At 37.8% G+C, this 17878-nt stretch carries 21 protein-coding genes; 7 read left to right on the top strand and 14 right to left on the bottom strand.

Going from position 1 to position 17878, the window contains the following annotated elements; all coding sequences use genetic code 11:
* The first annotated feature begins 44 nt into the window (after positions 1 to 44).
* Complete coding sequence (locus tag REI64_RS17155; RefSeq protein ID WP_308851375.1) at positions 45 to 935, top strand: TonB family protein; 891 nt, start codon at positions 45 to 47, stop codon at positions 933 to 935.
* A gap of 49 nt (positions 936 to 984) precedes the next feature.
* Positions 985 to 1260 carry a hypothetical protein gene (locus REI64_RS17150; protein ID WP_308851374.1) on the top strand — a complete coding sequence of 92 codons (276 nt, stop codon included), beginning with the start codon at positions 985 to 987 and terminating at the stop codon, positions 1258 to 1260.
* A gap of 143 nt (positions 1261 to 1403) precedes the next feature.
* On the opposite strand, the gene REI64_RS17145 is transcribed toward REI64_RS17150, so the two are convergent.
* From REI64_RS17145 to REI64_RS17125, 5 genes are all read right to left on the bottom strand, one after another.
* Positions 1404 to 2081 carry a metal-dependent hydrolase gene (locus REI64_RS17145; RefSeq protein WP_308851373.1) on the bottom strand — a complete coding sequence of 226 codons (678 nt, stop codon included), beginning with the start codon at positions 2079 to 2081 and terminating at the stop codon, positions 1404 to 1406.
* An 82-nt stretch (positions 2082 to 2163) separates the two neighbouring features.
* Positions 2164 to 2469 (bottom strand): YbaB/EbfC family nucleoid-associated protein, encoded by a 306-nt coding sequence (locus tag REI64_RS17140; protein WP_308851372.1) that lies wholly within the window; start codon positions 2467 to 2469, stop codon positions 2164 to 2166.
* Positions 2470 to 2595: 126 nt separating this feature from the next.
* Positions 2596 to 3414 (bottom strand): OmpA family protein, encoded by an 819-nt coding sequence (locus REI64_RS17135; protein ID WP_308851371.1) that lies wholly within the window; start codon positions 3412 to 3414, stop codon positions 2596 to 2598.
* Between the two features lie 89 nt (positions 3415 to 3503).
* Positions 3504 to 4565 carry an NADPH dehydrogenase NamA gene (gene namA, locus REI64_RS17130; protein WP_308851370.1) on the bottom strand — a complete coding sequence of 354 codons (1062 nt, stop codon included), beginning with the start codon at positions 4563 to 4565 and terminating at the stop codon, positions 3504 to 3506.
* A gap of 395 nt (positions 4566 to 4960) precedes the next feature.
* The gene (locus REI64_RS17125) at positions 4961 to 5506 is read right to left on the bottom strand and encodes a DUF1543 domain-containing protein (RefSeq protein WP_308851369.1); all 546 of its coding nucleotides are present in this window, start codon (positions 5504 to 5506) and stop codon (positions 4961 to 4963) included.
* A 161-nt stretch (positions 5507 to 5667) separates the two neighbouring features.
* Here REI64_RS17125 and REI64_RS17120 point away from each other — a divergent pair, with 161 nt between their 5' ends.
* Complete coding sequence (locus REI64_RS17120) at positions 5668 to 6342, top strand: hypothetical protein (RefSeq protein ID WP_308851368.1); 675 nt, start codon at positions 5668 to 5670, stop codon at positions 6340 to 6342.
* Here the strand turns inward: REI64_RS17120 and REI64_RS17115 are convergent.
* From REI64_RS17115 to fumC, 6 genes are all read right to left on the bottom strand, one after another.
* Positions 6331 to 6768, bottom strand: a complete 438-nt coding sequence (locus REI64_RS17115) for a low molecular weight protein-tyrosine-phosphatase (protein WP_308851367.1) — start codon at positions 6766 to 6768, stop codon at positions 6331 to 6333. The genes REI64_RS17120 and REI64_RS17115 overlap by 12 nt on opposite strands.
* Positions 6768 to 7205: a hypothetical protein gene (locus REI64_RS17110; RefSeq protein WP_308851366.1), complete on the bottom strand. Its 438-nt coding sequence runs from the start codon at positions 7203 to 7205 to the stop codon at positions 6768 to 6770. The genes REI64_RS17115 and REI64_RS17110 overlap by 1 nt, the downstream gene beginning before the upstream one ends.
* Positions 7206 to 7259: 54 nt before the next feature.
* A complete protein-coding gene (locus REI64_RS17105; RefSeq protein WP_308851365.1) occupies positions 7260 to 8051 on the bottom strand; it encodes a S1/P1 nuclease in 792 nt (263 codons plus the stop codon).
* A 52-nt stretch (positions 8052 to 8103) separates the two neighbouring features.
* Positions 8104 to 8652, bottom strand: coding sequence for a fumarate hydratase (locus REI64_RS17100; protein ID WP_308851364.1), 549 nt, complete (start codon positions 8650 to 8652; stop codon positions 8104 to 8106).
* A 2-nt stretch (positions 8653 to 8654) separates the two neighbouring features.
* Entirely contained in the window at positions 8655 to 9011 is a 357-nt protein-coding gene (locus tag REI64_RS17095; RefSeq protein WP_308851363.1) for a hypothetical protein, read from the bottom strand.
* 206 nt (positions 9012 to 9217) lie between these two features.
* Positions 9218 to 10615, bottom strand: a complete 1398-nt coding sequence (gene fumC, locus REI64_RS17090) for a class II fumarate hydratase (protein WP_308851362.1) — start codon at positions 10613 to 10615, stop codon at positions 9218 to 9220.
* Positions 10616 to 11164: 549 nt separating this feature from the next.
* On the opposite strand from fumC, the gene REI64_RS17085 reads away from it, so the two are divergent.
* Together REI64_RS17085 and REI64_RS17080 are read left to right on the top strand one after the other, a co-directional pair.
* Complete coding sequence (locus REI64_RS17085) at positions 11165 to 12757, top strand: histidine kinase (RefSeq protein WP_308851361.1); 1593 nt, start codon at positions 11165 to 11167, stop codon at positions 12755 to 12757.
* A 4-nt stretch (positions 12758 to 12761) separates the two neighbouring features.
* On the top strand, positions 12762 to 13508 hold the full coding sequence (locus REI64_RS17080; protein ID WP_308851360.1) for a LytTR family DNA-binding domain-containing protein: 747 nt from the start codon (positions 12762 to 12764) through the stop codon (positions 13506 to 13508).
* Between the two features lie 410 nt (positions 13509 to 13918).
* On the opposite strand, the gene REI64_RS17075 is transcribed toward REI64_RS17080, so the two are convergent.
* The 3 genes from REI64_RS17075 to REI64_RS17065 all read right to left on the bottom strand — a co-directional run bounded on the left by REI64_RS17075 (position 13919) and on the right by REI64_RS17065 (position 15513).
* Positions 13919 to 14533, bottom strand: coding sequence for a superoxide dismutase (locus REI64_RS17075; protein ID WP_308851359.1), 615 nt, complete (start codon positions 14531 to 14533; stop codon positions 13919 to 13921).
* Positions 14534 to 14619: 86 nt separating this feature from the next.
* Complete coding sequence (locus tag REI64_RS17070; RefSeq protein WP_308851358.1) at positions 14620 to 15102, bottom strand: nucleoside deaminase; 483 nt, start codon at positions 15100 to 15102, stop codon at positions 14620 to 14622.
* A gap of 75 nt (positions 15103 to 15177) precedes the next feature.
* Positions 15178 to 15513 carry a tRNA-binding protein gene (locus REI64_RS17065; protein WP_138723172.1) on the bottom strand — a complete coding sequence of 112 codons (336 nt, stop codon included), beginning with the start codon at positions 15511 to 15513 and terminating at the stop codon, positions 15178 to 15180.
* 137 nt (positions 15514 to 15650) lie between these two features.
* On the opposite strand from REI64_RS17065, the gene REI64_RS17060 reads away from it, so the two are divergent.
* Positions 15651 to 16838, top strand: coding sequence for a class I SAM-dependent rRNA methyltransferase (locus REI64_RS17060; protein ID WP_308851357.1), 1188 nt, complete (start codon positions 15651 to 15653; stop codon positions 16836 to 16838).
* 54 nt (positions 16839 to 16892) lie between these two features.
* Entirely contained in the window at positions 16893 to 17792 is a 900-nt protein-coding gene (locus REI64_RS17055) for a bestrophin family ion channel (RefSeq protein WP_308851356.1), read from the top strand.
* The last annotated feature ends 86 nt before the right edge of the window (positions 17793 to 17878 follow it).

Raw genomic sequence — 17878 nt, 5'->3', positions numbered from 1 at the left:
GATTGCTTCGTGCCTCGCAATGACGACGATAATAACAAATAACGATGAAAAAAATAACGCTTATCTTATTGCTAGCAATTACAAAAATCAGCTTTGCACAAAATACCGACCGTAATAATTCCATACAAGATACCACATTGGTTTACAATAGCCCAATGTACACCAAAGACCCTGTGCGTTCTAAATGGCGACCGGTAATTAAACGTACTGGAGAATTTTACCAAGTTTCGTTCTACGACCGAAAAGATATTCTTCAGGAGGTTATCAGTTTTGAGGATAGGGATCTAGTGGTAAGAAAAGGCCCGTATTCAAAACTAGCTAAAGGCAAGTTGAAAGAAAAAGGGAATTATGATAAAGGCCACAAACACGGAGAATGGATTACTTACACCAATGACGGCGAGGAACAAAAGAAAATCGAAACCTACACCTACGGCAAGCTAGATGGCAAATTCATAGAATACTGGCTTGGTAATAAGGAAGAGGGCAGCTATGTGAATGGCAAAAAATCGGGTATTTGGAAGTTCACTTATAAAGAAGGTAAGATAGCGGGCGAAGAAAGTTACGATGAGATTGGAAAGAAAATAAGCGGCAAATACTATGACAAAAATGGGGTAGAAGTTAAATATGAAGATTTATTCTCTCCGCCAACCTACAAAGGTGGTTTAAAAGATTTCTATAGGTATCTTTCTTCAGAAATCAAATATCCATCTCAATCTGCCAAACAAGGCATTCAGGGCACGGTAATATTAAGTTTTAGTGTAAAGAAAAATGGTGATGTAGAAGATGTCAATATAGAAAGGTCGCCAAATAATGAGCTTGCGATAGAAGCGATGAGGGTACTTGAAATGTCTCCAGATTGGATGCCCGGCAAAATGTTTGGCGAAGTAGTGAATGTACGATACAACATTCCAATTAAATTCTCACTAAACAGATAACATTCTGTATATTACATCGTTATTAAACACTAAAATAATACTACTGAAAATGAAAAAATTCTTAACTCTAGCTGCTATTGCCCTATTTGGCTTAAGCACTACATTTGCGCAAACTACTACAACAGTAAAGCAAACCCCTAAAAAAACTACAGTAACTACAAAAACTAAATCTACAAGTGTAAAGCTTAAAGCCGACGGTACGCCAGATATGCGTTACAAAGAAAACAAGGCTAATAAAGTGGTTGTAGCAGGACCGAAGAAGAAAGATGGAACTGCTGATATGAGGTATAAAGCAAACAAGGCAGCCGCTAAAAAGAAAGGCTAACTGACAAAAAGAAAGTCCCGATGTAATGTCGGGACTTTTTTATTTTAGACTTACGAAGTTTAACTTTTGTATGCTGTTATTTTAATGGTAAAGTTGAGGGCTTTGCCATTTAAAAACTTCGTAAGTCTAATTAAAGTCAAATACTACAATTCTATCGTTTCGCCAATTGCAGGCAATAACAATTGTTTTTGTGCTCTTTTAAATACTTCAACGGCAGTGTATTTATCAATCTCAATTACTGGGAAAGAATCATAATGTACACCAATTACTTTATTGCAGTTTACATATTCTGCAGCTATTGCAGCATCGCTGGCATCCATGGTGTAATTACCGCCAATTGGTAAAATAGCATACTCCAACTTGTACAGTTCGGCCAAAAGTTTCATCTCTAGGGTTAAACCTGTATCGCCTGCAAAATAAATCTGTTTGTCATCAACATCTAACACAAAACCTGCCGGATTACCTCCATAAGAACCATCTGGCAAACTGCTAGAGTGTGTTGCTGTAACCATACGAACAGTTCCAAAATCGAATTTAAACTTGCCAATGTTCATATCGTGGATATTGGTAACACCTTGCTTTTGCAGCCATCCTGCTATTTCTGGCATACAGATGACTTTTGCGTTTGTTCTTTTGGCAATATCGACCAAATCTGCTACGTGGTCTGCATGACCATGACTTACCAAAATGTAGTCGGCTTCAATTTTAGCTATGTCAATGTTTTTCGCTAATGGATTTCCACTAATAAAAGGATCAAATAATAGTTTTGCCGACGATGTTTCTAATAGAAAGCACGACTGCCCGTAATAAGTGTATTTCATTTTTTTAGATTTGAGTATTAAGATATAAGAAATCGGGGTGCAAAGGAGAAAGCTTTAGTCTTTCACCTTTAGTCTTTCAAGCTTAACCGCCGAACAAACCACCTAAACCGCCCAACATATCTTTAGTTGCCGCTTGCATTTCAACTGCACTAACTTGGTCGGCTTGTGCAAGCGCTTTATTAACCGCAGCCTGTAACAGTTCTTCTAGTTCTTCTTTGTCGGCTTTTTCATAAAATTCGTCGGTAATTGCGATAGCAGTAATCGCTTTATTTGCAGTAGCGGTAACTTTAATTGCGCCACCTTCTACCTCGCCAAATACCGAAATGGTATCTAATCTTTTCTTAATTTCTTCGGCTTTGCCTTGTGCAGCCATTAATTTATCAAACATGCTATTATATTTAAATCGTATCAATAAGCGATGAAGCTCGCTTCAAAAGTAAAAATCAAATTGCTAATAAAAGAGAAAAACCCCAAAGTTTAAACTATGAGGTTTATCAAAAGGTTTTAAAATTCTTTATTTGGTGTTGATGCCGGTAATCTGTAATTCAACTCTTCTGTCGTTCTTTTCGCCTTTGCCCAAAGGGAAATTAGCCATCATACCTTTATAGGTCAACCTTTTTTTATCCACTCCTTTATAAATTAGGTAATCGTAAATGATTTTTGCTCTTGCTTGTGAAAGATTATACTCACCAGTTTCAAAATCCTTTACATCTCTACCTGGCGGATTACAACAAATATGACCGAGTATGGCAATATTGTATTGCTTCTTTTCTTTAATGATATTGGTTATCCTTTCTAAAACTGGAATTGATTCTTCCAAAAGCACCGACCTACTATTTTCAAAAAGGATGTTCTCTAGAATAATCTTATCACCTACTTTAAGTGTGTCTGATAAAATGGAGTTGTCGTTAGCAAACTTTCTTTTTACATAACCTATCACTAAATCTACCCTTCTGTTGTAAGCTCTTTGTTCGGTTACGTTGTTTTGTTCTGCTAAATCTACTTTTCCATTGCCAGTAAGCAATTTTACTTTATCGGTATTAATTCCTCTTTGATGCAGTAAATCTTTAACGTAGTTGGCTCTTTTTATAGAAAGCGTATCGTTATAGCCCTTTCTTCCCCTATCATCGCAATAGCCGAGTATCGAAATAGACACGATGTCTTCAGCCTCCATTTCGCTTACAAACTGCGAAAACGCTTCTTTCTGTTTTTCATCTAATACACTTAAATCAGTATCAAAGAAAAAGCTCGTCGTTTTCTTTTTCTGTGCAGCAGCTTGGGTTGCAAAAAAAGAGATATAAAATAGGATTAATAGGAACCCTTTATAAAGCATACACGTTTAACATTTGGCTTTATAAAGATAGAAAAACTTCATTCTTTACAAAATACCTGGCGGTGTTAAAATCACTCCGTTTAAGAATACTATTTAGCTCTTTCATATTGTACAGGCCATTTCACATCATCACCTAGTTGTTTGGCAGCTTGTAACGGAAAATATGGGTTTCTAAGGAGCTCACGAGCGATAAAGATTAGATCTGCCTGGTCTGCGGACAAAATGGCTTCAGCCTGCGCTGCTTCGGTAATTAAGCCCACTGCACCTGTCAAAATACCAGTTTCCTTCTTAATTTGTTCCGCAAAACCTACCTGATAATTTGGCGCTACCAGAATTTGTTGCTCTCTGGCCAAACCTCCTGTTGAAGTGTCAATTACATCTACTCCTATTTCTTTCAAGATTCCTGCTAGCTGTACCGAATCTTCTGCGTTCCAACCTCCATTAACCCAATCGGTAGCAGAAATACGCACAAATAGGGGGTTTTCCTTTGGCCAAACTTCCTGCACCGCAGCAACAACCTCCAATACTATTCTTATTCTGTTTTCGAAACTACCACCATACTCGTCTGTACGTTGGTTGCTTAATGGAGATAAAAACTGGTGCAGCAAATAACCGTGAGCGGCGTGTACTTCCACTACTTTAAATCCAGCTTCTAAAGCACGTTTGGCAGCCGCTTTAAAATCTGATTTTACCTTTTCGATGCCAGCTTTGTCTAAAGCAATGGGCATTTTATCTTTAGAATTGAATTGGATAGCGCTCGGAGCAACTGTATCCCAACCGCCATTTTCTTTAGATACTTGTGCGGGATTTTCCCAAGGAATATCGAAGCTTGCTTTTCTGCCTGCGTGAGCCAATTGGATGCCCGCTACAGATCCGTTTTCATGGATGAAATCTACAATCTCCTTTAACTTCTCCTTATGCTCATCTTTCCAAATGCCCAAATCTACAATAGAAATTCTTCCTTCTGGCGATACTGCCGTAGCTTCTGTAATGACAAGCCCTGCACCACCAACAGCTCTACTGCCCAAATGCACCAAGTGCCAGTTATTCGCAAAACCGTCTATAGATGAATATTCGCACATTGGCGAAACCACAATACGGTTTTTTAAAGTGATGTTTTTAATTTTTATAGGTGAAAAAAGTAATGACATGTTGTTGTTTTTTAATGCAATTTAAGAAGTAAAACAGCAACAAAAGCTTAGCTAAAAAGTTGTGAATATTTAATGACAAAGACAATCAGCTACACATAATAGCCTTTTACCGATACTTTATTAAAAATGAACTTTGCAGGGCTTATGTTTGAGTTCATTAACAAGCTTCTTAATTCCTTATAGTTTTAGCGGGCCCAATGTGGATGCATTAGCTCGCTTTTTCTTTAAGCGCCTCGTCATGCTGAACGGTCGCTATTCCGGATTTGTAATCCGGAATTAGTTATCTGCGGATTTTAAATCCGCAACTCAAAAAGACGAGATTACAAACCGAGCAAAAGCGAGTTCATGTAATAATCTCGACTAGCAAGAAACGATTAAGGTGTTTACAAGAAAAATTACAACTTACCAATTGGCATGTAGCCTAACACAATTTCATCTTCTGGCAAACTATCCGTGGGTGTAAAAATCAACTGATATTTAGCTTTTATCTCCTCTTGCAACACATCTTCAATCTCAAAAACATCGTCCACATCTACACCATATTTATCATCTATATGAGGACTGAAATATTGCATAAAAAACTCGCTTTCCTTGGCTTTTTTGATAGCCTCAGCTTTTTCTGTAGCCACCATCAACATTTTATAGTGTAGTTCTTCAAAAACATTACTTTGATATCCGCCTAAATTCATAAAGAATAAGCGATTTGCAGCATCAGCTTTGCTATTTTTCTCTACAACATCTACTTTATAACCATTAACATTGTTTACAATTCTGTAAGCGTCTAAATGTATTTTTCCATTTGCCTCGGGCCAGAAAGCGTTAATTGCGGGCACCAACTCTTTCACTTCATTTGCAATAGCGAAGAAAATATCGTGTTGCTCGGTATGTCTACCTTTTGGTTTACATCCCAGCAAAATCATAAATAGTTTTGGGTTTGTCATGCTTGTTTGGTTTTTAAATTTTAACCACATAGACACATAGCTTTAGAATAAACTTAAAAGTAAAGCTATGTGTCTATGTGGTTACTTTAGTTTTACAGAAGCCTAAAGTTAAGCTAAAACAAAAACAATTACCTTCACGTTTTAAGAATAAAAATAAGCTCATGTCTATTAACCAACTCCCTCCAGATGGAGGAATAATCTATACGGAAACCAATATGGCTCAACTTTTTCCTGAGCCGCTAAATGCCATCACCGCAGTTTTCTTTTTATTCATTGCCATTTTTTGGACGATAAAAATCAAAGGAAATTTCAAGGCACATCCATTTTTGGGCTACTGTCTGGTCTTACTTTACATTGGTGGTATAGGTGGTACCGTTTATCATTCGTTAAGGCAATGGTCTGTTTTTATTATGATGGATTGGCTTCCGATTATGCTGCTTTGCGTATCTGCTGGTATTTATTTTTTGGCGCAAAGTACAAGGTGGTTTTATGCCGTTTTAATGGTTTTCGGCTATGCCGGATTACAATTTGCACTTAGAGATTTATTGACCACACAAAATGCACACCTTTTCATCAATATCAATTACGCAATGATGGCCTTGTTGGTTTTGGTGCCAGTGCTGCTACATCTTATCGCCACAAAATGGAAAGCAGGAAAATGGGTTGGTTTTGCATTGCTATCTTTTGCTTTTGCACTTACTTTTCGCATAGCGGATAAATGGGAATGGGCAAGCTTTGGAACACATTTCTTGTGGCATAGTTTCGGTGCAATAGCAACTTATTGCATGTTCAACTATATTTATTTAACTCAAAACAAAAAGGAGCTAACCACGTAGCTCCTCTAATATTTCTTTACAACGCTGTTCTACTTGTCTGCTTACGGGATCAAATAAATCGTTGTCGTAATAAGGATCAGTAACCTCATCGTCTATAAGAAAGAGCTTGATTTTATTTCGATGCTCTTGCGTTTCTGTTAATTGTAGTACATCTCTCAGGTTATTTTTATCCATTACCAAGATATGGTCATACTCGTTGAAAAAACTTGTACTGAAATGTCTTGCTCTTTGTGCACCAATATCGTAACCTAAATTACGGGCGGCCAAAACACTCCTTCTATCTGGCGGATTACCCACATGCCAATTTCCAGTGCCTGCGCTGTGCACTTGCCAACCTAAATTTTCTTGATCGGCCAAATGTTGCAAAATGCCATGCGCCAAAGGCGAACGACAAATATTACCTAAGCAAACCATGAGGATTTTCATTACTTCTTTGCCTTACGAACCGTTATAAACACGTAGTTTTTTCCTTCTATTTCTATACTTTCTGTTTTAGTCATCTTGTCTTTTTCGATAAAAAACTTCTCGCTAAGATGGGCATCATAATTTAGGACCAATTCATTATCTGTTCTCGTCCATTTCTGATTAGAACTATTTGTTGCCATATCACAAAGAGAACCATTAGAAGATATGGAATATGTACCGTCTTTTTTAAAATTAAGGGTATTGTTCTTGGTGCATCCTTCTGGATTTTGCAATGCCAAATAATCTGTTGAAGTTTTACCATATAAAGTGATTGCAGGTGTAACCATTTGAGATTCCAATACCCAATTGTACTGGGTGATATCGTCTGATAAACCTTTCTTACAACCCAAACCAAATAGTGCGATAAGCAGTACAAAGCAACTTAATTTATTTTTCATATTTTTCTTTCTGCCTTATACGTTGGTGAGGTTAACAACGCTACAATTAACCAACTACTTATAAATCTCGTTCAACACTTTAGCCAAACGCACACCACCCTTTAACAATTGATTGTTTAATGTTCCAATCCAATCGAAGTTGTAGTTATAGCTTAGTTTATCATCGTTTTTAATGCCTGTAGCGTAAATTTTATTGCATATCTCGTACGACTCGAAAATACAATCTTTCAAGCTCGCTTTGTTCCACTCGGTTAATTGCTGTGGCGTAGCAAAGTTGATGGCTTTTGTATATTCGGTATAGCTCAATTGTTGGTAATCGATTAACTGCTCGTCCCAAACTCTGTGCAAGTTAGATTTTTGGCCAAACCACATCACAGATATCCTGTTACCACCTAAATCTTCCTTTCTAGCAGTGTGCATTGGCTGGTGCATATCGCCAATTAAGTGAACCAATAAGCGCATTGCGAAAACTTTCTTGTCTGCAGGTGTTTTTGGATCTTTTAGCAAAGCAATCATTTCATTGGTTTTGCTGTAGATGTTCGCTTCCTTAAAGCCATCTAAAAAATTGCCCAAACCACTTTTATCTAAACCCTCTGGCAAGTTTACATAGTGCCAATTGTTCAAATACCTGTAGCTGGTATCCGATTTGATAAAATCGGCCCAGTTTGCGCTCATAGCTAAAGTTTCATTACCTAAAATTTGCTTAATGCCTTTACGAGCATTCGGCGTTAAATAACTATCAGCAATTTCGCCAACAATACGGTGCCCAAGCAGGCCCCAAGCGTTAGCTGCAATTGGTGCATAAACAATGGCAAACGCCAGGATTAATTTTTTTAAGTTTTTCATATTTTATAATCTAATTCGTCATTGCTTCGTGCATCGCAATGAGGTAAAATGCCTAAAGCGCCTTCTGTACGCAAGTTATCTTTTCTTTTAAATTTAGTATTACTTCGGTTTGATCGCTTAAATTCTCCAACTGCAATTGTTCAGCGCTCCACGATTTTACTTTAAAGTTACTAATAAAATGTCCATTGCGATAGCAGCCAGAAACCTTTTGCTTGTAATTTTCTTTCGTAAAATCACCAACCAATATCAGTGTGTCGTTTCTAACTTGGTAGGTTCCTTTCGCGTACTCTTTCCAAACACCGTTATTAAAGCATTCGTTATTGTAGTAGTTCACTTTCGAACGAGTAATGTAGTCTACGTAAAAAGAATCGCAGCTAAATTTGAAATGATGCTGGGTGTACGACTTCAGTTGTTCTTTGTTAGGGATGCTGTCTTGGTTCCAAACACCTTGCAAAAAGGTTTCTCCTTTGCCTTGAACATTGGGTAAACGACTGCAGCTTAATGTTGATAATAGAAATAGAAAGGTGAATAAAGCTCCGAAACTGAATATCAATTTTGGATGAATATTTCTATATGATTTTACTTTCTTAATAAACTGCATTATTATAATATATTGCTATCTGGAAAGTCATTTTGATTTGCCCTTTTACCTTTTGTCGCATCCATTATCAATATAAAAAATCCTATAACGAAGCAAATTCCTCCAAAAAAACTAACTATGCCAATTGCCATATAGATTTGTTGGATTTCGAGAGAAGAATAACTTCCCGAGCGCATAAAATAAGGAATGATAACCAAGCTAACAGTGCTAACTATTAAGCCTACAAGAGCGCCCAAAAATAAGAGGATAGAATCAGTTTTTATCTTTTTGGAAATATAGATACAAGTTGCGATAAACATAGCAAGCGGTGTAACTATGGATGTAAGGCTAAAGAAAACTGTCTTTAATAACTCACTCATTTTTTATCCTATATAATGCCAGCTTTGTTAACTAAACCCGATTGTAGTGGTCATCCTTTTTTGTTACGCTATTCTCAAAATAGGCGCATCTCAAAAACAGATTTCTCACATGCGTTCGAAATGACGGCTGGAGAACACAAAAAAGATGATAACGAAAAGCGGGACTGACGAACATCGAAGCCACCAGCCCTGCTTTTCAAAAAACCTTATTTCAAGCTACCTACCATGTCTTCTGGTTTCACCCAAGCAGTAAATTGCTCGTCGGTTAACAAACCAGTTTCAATAGCAGCTTCTCTTAATGTTTTATTTTCTTTATGTGCTTTTTTAGCAATTTTAGCAGCATTTTCGTAACCAATGTGAGGGTTCAAAGCTGTAACCAACATCAATGAATTTTCCATGTGTTGTTGAATTACCGGACGGTTTGGCTCAATTCCTTCTGCACATTTATCGTTGAAAGACACACAAGCATCACCAATTAAACGACCGCTTTGCAACACGTTAGCCGCAATAACAGGTTTAAAAACGTTCAACTCGAAATGACCGTTACTTGCACCAATGCTTACCGCAACATCGTTACCCATTACCTGTGCACAAACCATAGTCAACGCTTCTGGTTGTGTAGGGTTTACTTTACCTGGCATAATTGATGAACCCGGCTCGTTATCAGGAATGATGATTTCGCCAATACCGCAACGAGGACCAGAACTTAACATACGGATATCGTTGGCGATTTTCATTAACGAAACAGCCACTCTTTTGTAAGCGCCCGAAAGCTCCACCATTGCATCGTGAGCTGCTAAAGCCTCGAATTTATTAGGAGCAGTTACAAATGGCAAGCCCGTTAAATCGGCAATTTTTTGAGCTACCAGCACATCGTAACCTGCAGGCGTATTTAAACCAGTACCCACAGCAGTACCGCCAAGCGCCAATTCTTTAATCATCTCTAGAGCATTGTTGATAGCTCTTAAACCATTGTCAATTTGCTGTACGTAACCAGAAAATTCTTGTTTTAAAGTCAACGGCGTAGCATCCATAAAGTGCGTACGACCAGTTTTTACGATATCGCCCCAGCTATCAGCTTTGCTAGCTAAAGTGTTTCTTAATTTTTGCAAACCCGGAATAGTCACCTCAACCGCTTGTTTGTAAGCCGCAATGTGCATTGCCGTTGGGTAAGTATCGTTTGATGATTGCGATTTGTTCACATCATCATTCGGGTGTAACGATTTTTTTTCGTCTAGCAAATTACCACCACCAATTACGTGGCCACGGTTAGCAATTACCTCGTTACCGTTCATGTTACTTTGCGTACCCGAACCAGTTTGCCAAATTACTAACGGAAATTGGTCGTCTAATTGACCAGCAATTACTTCATCGCAAGCTTTGGCAATTAAGTCAGTTTTATCTTTAGATAGTACACCTAATTCGTTATTCGCTAACGCAGCAGCCTTTTTTAGGTAGCCAAAAGCGTGGATAATTTCTTTAGGCATCGATGCCTCTGGTCCAATTTTGAAATTGTTTCTAGAGCGTTCAGTTTGTGCTCCCCAATATTTGTCGGCAGGTACTTGTACCTCACCCATGGTATCGTGTTCTATTCTAAAACTCATGGTATTTGAAAATTATTTTTGCCCAAATTTAACCTTTTTGCCTCGTAAAGGAAATATATTTAGAAACGTTACATAAACATTAGAAAAACATTGGAGCAGGCGTTTCGGAAACTTCAGTCCCGCTGTTCGTTTTAATCTTTTTTGTGTTCCGTCTCCCGTCATACGAACGCATGTGAGAAATCTGTTGGGAGAATGCGTCTATCTCAAATACACCCCCAAAAAAGGATTACCACTTCCATCGGGTTTAATTAACTCAAACTTGTACAGTAATGATGGAACCCTCTCTGCCTTTCAGGCATCTCTCCCTGACAGGGAGAGAATAGCGAATAGCACACTTATCTTTGCGCTCTTTGCGATTTCTTCGCTTTTCTTTGCGGTTATTTTTTCAACGCAAAGGTTTAAAAAAGGTACGCGAAGGTCGCAAAGACTTGACGTTCCAAATTCTGCTCAAAACAATATCGTTACTATTTCAAAACCCGCCTTTCCTGCTTTATGGTTTTAGTTTTGTTATTATTGCCACAGTTTTGATGAAAATTAATTCTGGATATTATGAAAAAGACAATCTTTACATTCCTCAGCTTCATCATTTCGCTTTCTATAGTAAGCGCACAAAAAGGCATCGACTTTAATAAAAAATATGCTGCAGGCGGCAAACTTTTGATGTCTGTAGATAGTGGGGCAAAAAATGTTTATTATTCAAGTATTCCACCTAATCAACCCAATACTTACTTCAATTATCTGCCTGAGGTCAGTAATTTAAGTATCCAGATTTATTTCAGAAAGAACATCAATACGCAAAATTACCGCTACACCATTTTAGTAGACGACAAACCTTTAGTGGTAAATAAATCCATAGATAAAACTCAACTAAAAGATGTGGATATGCCCGATGAAGTTTTCAGTTCTACATCACTTGGTACTTTTGCAATTAAAGGAAAAATTATTACTGTATTAGCATATAGTATAGAAAAACCTCAAGATATTGAAAAGTCTGTATTTTATGGCAAAATCATTCCCAAAGCTAAAATTACAAGGATAGCAAAACTCGCAGTTACAAACGAGGGAGCGAAATATAGTCACCTCTTCATATCAAAAAGTAAAACAGACATCAAATTCTCTGAAGAAGACTTGCAAATAACCGTCATAAAAAACAAGTCTGACATTGATTACCTTTACTACATCTCAATAAAAGACAAAAAAACAGATGAAACAATACTAGAACCAACGCCTTGGCAATATGGAGGATATGTTGAAAAACATGAACACATACCATATCTAAATATACCCAAACGTGTTTTCAAAAAATCGGGAGAATATGAGGTTATTATTCGGCCTTTTATAAAAGACCACGAGCCACCAAAAGACATAGAACGATACGTTACTAGACACACGCTTTCCATCACTTTAGAAGAGGAAAGCTACTCTAAAAAAGACCTTTTGGTTTACGGCTTAATTATTTGCGCAGTTTTTGGAGCTATTGCGGGCGCTCTCCTAACTTATGTAAAAAAGAAAGAAGTTAAAAAGCTTGTGCAACAATACAAAGAAAAGGAAATTGTAGAGTTGCAATTGAGTTCAGTTCGCTCGCAATTAAACCCTCATTTTCTATTTAACGCATTGGCTGGCATTCAAAACTTAATGAACAAAAACGAAATAGACAATGCCAATAAATACCTTTCGAAATTTGCTCGGTTAACTCGAAATGTGCTTAACAATAAAGAGCTGGTAAGTTTAGCTCAAGAAAAAACTTTGTTAGACGATTATCTACAAATGGAGCAGTTACGTTTCGGCTTCAGCTATGAAATTAAAACCAACGATAATTTAGACTTAGAGAATATTGAAATACCAAGTATGTTATTGCAACCTTTTGTAGAAAACGCAGTAAAACACGGTATCGCCTCAAAAAACACTGAGGGAAAAATAGAAATTGCTTTCAGTAAAAACGATAACAATTTAGTATTAACCGTTGCAGATAACGGCAAGGGTTTTAGCGCAGATAAAAAGCATGAAGGTTTAGGTTTATCATTAAGTAAAAACAGAATATCTTTACTGAACAGCATTTATAAAGAAACGCCTTTTGTGCTTGCAATTAATTCAAGTGATGCAGGCACAAAAATCGACTTAACTTTAACCGATTGGCTGTAACAATATGAAGGCAATTTTAATAGACGATGAATTTTCAAACTTAGAAAACCTGCGGACTTTGCTACAAAAGCACTGTCCGCAGGTTAATATTGTGGCAACAGCAAAAAATGTAACTGATGCCGTTAACGCTATTGAAAAGCACCTGCCTGATTTGATTTTTCTAGATATCCAAATGGGGGAGCAAACGGGTTTTGATGTGTTGAATTTGCTTCCAAAGCGAAATTTCGAAGTTATTTTTGTTACCGCTTATGACCAATATGGCATACAGGCAGTGAAATTTGCAGCTTTAGATTATCTGTTAAAACCAGTTGACATTGACGAATTGAAAACTGCCGTTAGCAAAGTTGAACAGAAATTGGTAACGCTATCGCAAAACTCACAATTAGATTTTCTGCTGCAACAAATAAAAAACCCACAACCTGCTATCAGCAAAATTGCGTTGCCCATGCAAAGCGAAATTAGGTATATCGCTTTGTCGGAGATTATTCGCTGCGAAGCAGATAATACTTACACGTTTTTCTTTCTTGCTAACAATGAGAAGCTATTGGTTTCCAAGTCACTTAAAGAATACGCTGATTTACTAAAACCCAATGGTTTTTTAAGAACCCACCAAAGTCATTTGGTAAACCCAAAGTTTGTAAAGAGTTGGCTTAAAGAAGATGGCGGCGTTTTGCTTTTAACTTCCGGAGATAAAATTCCGATCTCAAAACCGAACAAAGAAGTGGTGAAATTGGCTTTGCAGCAGCTTTAGGTGGTTTGTTAATTAAAAATTTGAAACATGGTATTTGTTGGCGAGGACGCCAACAAAGGATTGGCTAGCGTTGGCGTCCCCGCCAACGTGTAATTGATTTTGTAAAGAGTTGGCTCAAAGAAGATGGTGGCGTTTTGCTGTTAACTTCTGGAGACAAAATCCCTATCTCAAAACCGAACAAGGAAATAGTTAAGTAGGCTCTGCAGCAGCTTTAGGCGGTTTGCTAGGTTGTAGTTAGCACTGGTTTTTCGGTTTTAAACCCGATTGTAGTGAATCCCGATTTAAGCATTTATTTTTATTGCATTATAGGTATGCTTTCTTGTTACACAGGTTTCATCGGGAGAAACAAAAAGCGGGACTATCGTAACCGACGCCCCGCTTCTATTGCTTTTCTAAAAAAGAAATTTGAATTATTTACCTAATGCTTTTTTGTAACGCTCAGCTACTGCATCCCAGTTTACTACATTCCAAATTGCCGCTAAATAATCAGGGCGTTTGTTTTGGTATTTTAAGTAGTAAGCGTGCTCCCAAACGTCGATACCGAAAATTGGCGTACCTTTTTGCTCAGCAATGTCCATTAAAGGATTGTCTTGGTTTGGTGTAGAAGAAACAAACAATTTACCGTCTGCACCTACAGAAAGCCAAGCCCAACCAGAACCAAAACGAGTTGCTCCAGCATCTTGGATTTTAGTTTTGAACTCTGCGAAAGAACCGAAAGCTTCGTCGATTGCCTTTGCTAAATCGCCAGTTGGCTCGCCACCTTTATTTGGGCCTAAAACTGTCCAGAACAAAGCATGGTTAAAATGACCACCACCATTGTTGCGTACTGCAGCTGGGTATTTTGAAATGTTTTTAACGATATCTTCGATGCTATTATTAGCCTCTGGTTTGCCTTCTAAAGCTTTGTTTAAGTTGGTAACGTAAGCTTGGTGGTGTTTGCCATGGTGAATTTCCATGGTTGCTTTGTCGATATGTGGTTCTAATGCGTCTGTTGCGTATGCTAACGCAGGTAATTCAAATGCCATAATGTATATGATTAAGGGTTATTTAAAATGTTATCTCTACAAATATAACAGAGATAGGTTAAATTTTATTCAATTGTTTGTCAACTTTATTTACGTTTATTGAGAAAAAAAGCAGACATGAGGCTGCCGCATTCTTCGGCCAAGATACCTCCAGTTAACAACGTTTTGGGATGTAAAAGGTTTTGGCCGATTTTGGTGAAACCACGTTTTTCTTCCTTTGCGCCGTAAACTATTCTGCTTACTTGTGTCCAATAGCTGGCACCTGCGCACATTACGCAAGGTTCTATGGTAACGTACAAAGTACAGTCTTTTAAATATTTGCCGCCCAAAGTTTGCGCTGCTGCAGTAAAGGCTTGCATTTCGGCATGGGCAGTTACGTCATTAAGTTGTTCGGTAAGGTTGTAGCCTCTGCCAATTACTTTGCCTTTGCAAACTACAATAGCTCCAATGGGAATTTCTTGCGCATCGTAAGCTTTTTTTGCTTCGTGTAAAGCCAAACGCATGTAATGTTCGTCTTCTTGCTGCGGATACCCCAAACCCCTAAAGGGGCTTTCCCTTCTATCGCTCATATATATTTAAATATCTATTTTAAAACTATCTGTATTTCCACCAATCTTATAGTTCCCCTTTAGGGGGCTAGGGGGTTAAATCAACTTACTTCCATTTGGGACTTTTCTTTCCACTGTGCTCAGTACAATATCTCCGTTTTCATCGGCCAAGCCAGTCACTAAAAACTCGCTCATAAATTTGCCAATTTGCTTTTTAGGGAAGTTAACTACACCGATGATTTGTCTACCAATTAATTCTTCTAAAGTATAGTGTTTGGTGATTTGTGCACTGCTCATTTTAATGCCCAATTCGCCAAAATCTACCTTTACTTTATAGGCTGGTTTTCTTGCTTCGGGATATTCAAAAGCTTCGATGATGGTACCAACTCTTAATTCTACTTTTTCAAAATCGTTCCACGTGATTTCTTCCATTTGGTAAAAATAAGATTAAACCACCAAGACACGAAGCACACAAAGTTTAATTTGAGAATACCACATCTAAATTACTTATTTCTTGGTGCCCTTGGTGTCTTTGTGTTTATAGAACTACTTTTTACTACCTTTGCCAAATGGTAGAAATCAAGCTAAAAAAGGGAAAAGAAAAAGCAATTTATCAACGTCATCCTTGGGTGTTTTCTGGAGCATTAGACAAGGTGAAAGGGAAACCCGAAAATGGAGATGTAGTACGTTTGGTAGATGCTAGTGGAGATTTTTTAGCTTACGGATATTACAACGACCAGTCTCGGGTAGCCGTTCGTCTGATAGAATGGAACGAAGAAACTACCATTGATGAGGCTTGGTACGAGCAGAAAATTAAAACTGCCATTGCTGGAAGAGCTCATTTATTAGCAGACAGGAAAACTACTGCCGCTCGTTTAATTTTTAGCGAAGCTGATTTTTTACCAGGCTTAATTGTAGACCGCTACGCTGATTTTCTTTCTGTGCAGATTTTAAGTTCTGGCATTGAGAAAGCTAAAGATGTCATCATTGATGTTTTGGTGAGGCTTTTACAACCCAAAGGGATTTTCGATAGGAGCGATGCGACTGCTCGTACGCATGAAGGAATTACTGCAGAAAACGGCTTGCTTTGGGGCGAAACTCCGGAAGAGTTCATCGAAGTAAAAGAGAACGGAATTAAATACCATATCAACATCGCCGAAGGGCAAAAATCTGGTTTTTACTGTGACCAGCGTGATAATAGAAGCATTTTAGCAAGTTATACCAAAGGTAGATCTGTACTAGATTGCTTTAGCTACAGCGGTGGTTTTAGCTTAAACGCTTTTGCACAAGGTGCTGCAGAGGTAACTTCTGTAGACAGTTCTGCTTTGGCAATAGAAACTTTAAAGCAAAACATCGACCTAAATAAATTTGATGTCAGCAAACATAGCGCTATACAAAGCGATGTAAATAAACAACTCCGTCAGTTTAATGATGAAGGTAAAAAGTTTGATGTGGTGGTACTAGACCCACCAAAATATGCACCGTCACGTTCTGCTTTGGATAGGGCAGCTAGGGCTTACAAAGATTTAAATCGTCGCGGTTTGTTGTTGTTAGAAAGTGGCGGATTACTGGCTACATTCTCTTGCTCTGGTGCGGTTGACATTGAAACCTTTAAACAAATTATTGCTTGGGCAGCTTTAGATGCGGGCAAGGAAGTACAAATCATCAAACAGTTTTGCCAGCCAGAAGATCATCCCGTGAGGTTATCTTTTCCAGAGGGAGAATATTTGAAAGGGTTATTGCTAAGAGTAGTGTAAAGCAAACTATTTTCTTGGATTGTTGTTAGGTGACCAACAAACAGAAAATTACCAATGCTTCTTGTAAATAACATCCGCCTAAGTAGAATTGTCAGAAATACCTGGCATGTAGATTTAATTATGATAGCGTCTTGTATGGGCGCTTATTTTATTCGCGAATATCTCATCGCGTACCATTTTTCTATTCCAACTATTATTCCTACCGTTTTAGGTACTGCAATAGCTTTTTTTATTGGTTTTAATAACAATCAAGCTTACGACAGATGGTGGGAAGCAAGAAAAGTTTGGGGCGGCTTGGTAAACGATTCGCGTTCGTTTGCCCGTAGTTTATTAAGTTATGTGTCGCAAAGCGATGAAAATAAGGAGATTACCCAACGAATGATCCGTAGACACATTGCCTTTTTATATGCGTTAAAAGCTAGTTTACGTGGTACTGTAGATTTAATTTATGTGAAATACTTAAATGAAGATGAGCGTAAAGAAATAGAAAAACATAACAATTTGCACAATGCCATTCTGCTTAAGCAATCTGATGACTTGGAGAAACTTTCTAAAAATGGCGCAATTGATGGCTTTAAGTTCATCCAAATTAATGAAATGCTGGTGCGGTTTAGCGATGAAATGGGAATGAGCGAGCGTATCAAAAACACAGTTTTCCCAACTACCTATAGCTATTTAACAAAAGTTTTCATTTGGCTTTTTGTAGTAACCTTCACTTTGGTAATTAGCCAGGAAATGGGTGTTTGGTCTATTTTTATGGGCTGGATGATTGGCTTCGTTTTCGTGTCTACACAAATTAACGGAATGAATTTGGTTGATCCTTTTGAGAACAACGTAGCCGGTATTCCTTTAAACCAAATTACCAGAACTATCGAAATCAATATGTTGCAAATGATGGGCGAGAAAGAAATTCCGCCGCCAATTACGCCCATTAATGATGAGTATGTGTTGTAGATTGTGAAGACTTACGAAGTTTCTAAAACTTCGTAAGTCTAGCTGAAACATAAAAAAGCCCAACGAAATCAATTCGCTGGGCTTTA

Source organism: Pedobacter sp., from assembly GCF_031119335.1.
In the GTDB taxonomy this organism is placed as follows: domain Bacteria; phylum Bacteroidota; class Bacteroidia; order Sphingobacteriales; family Sphingobacteriaceae; genus Pedobacter.
The sequence above is the reverse complement of the archived record's forward strand: the minus strand, read 5'-3'. Positions and strand labels throughout refer to the sequence as shown.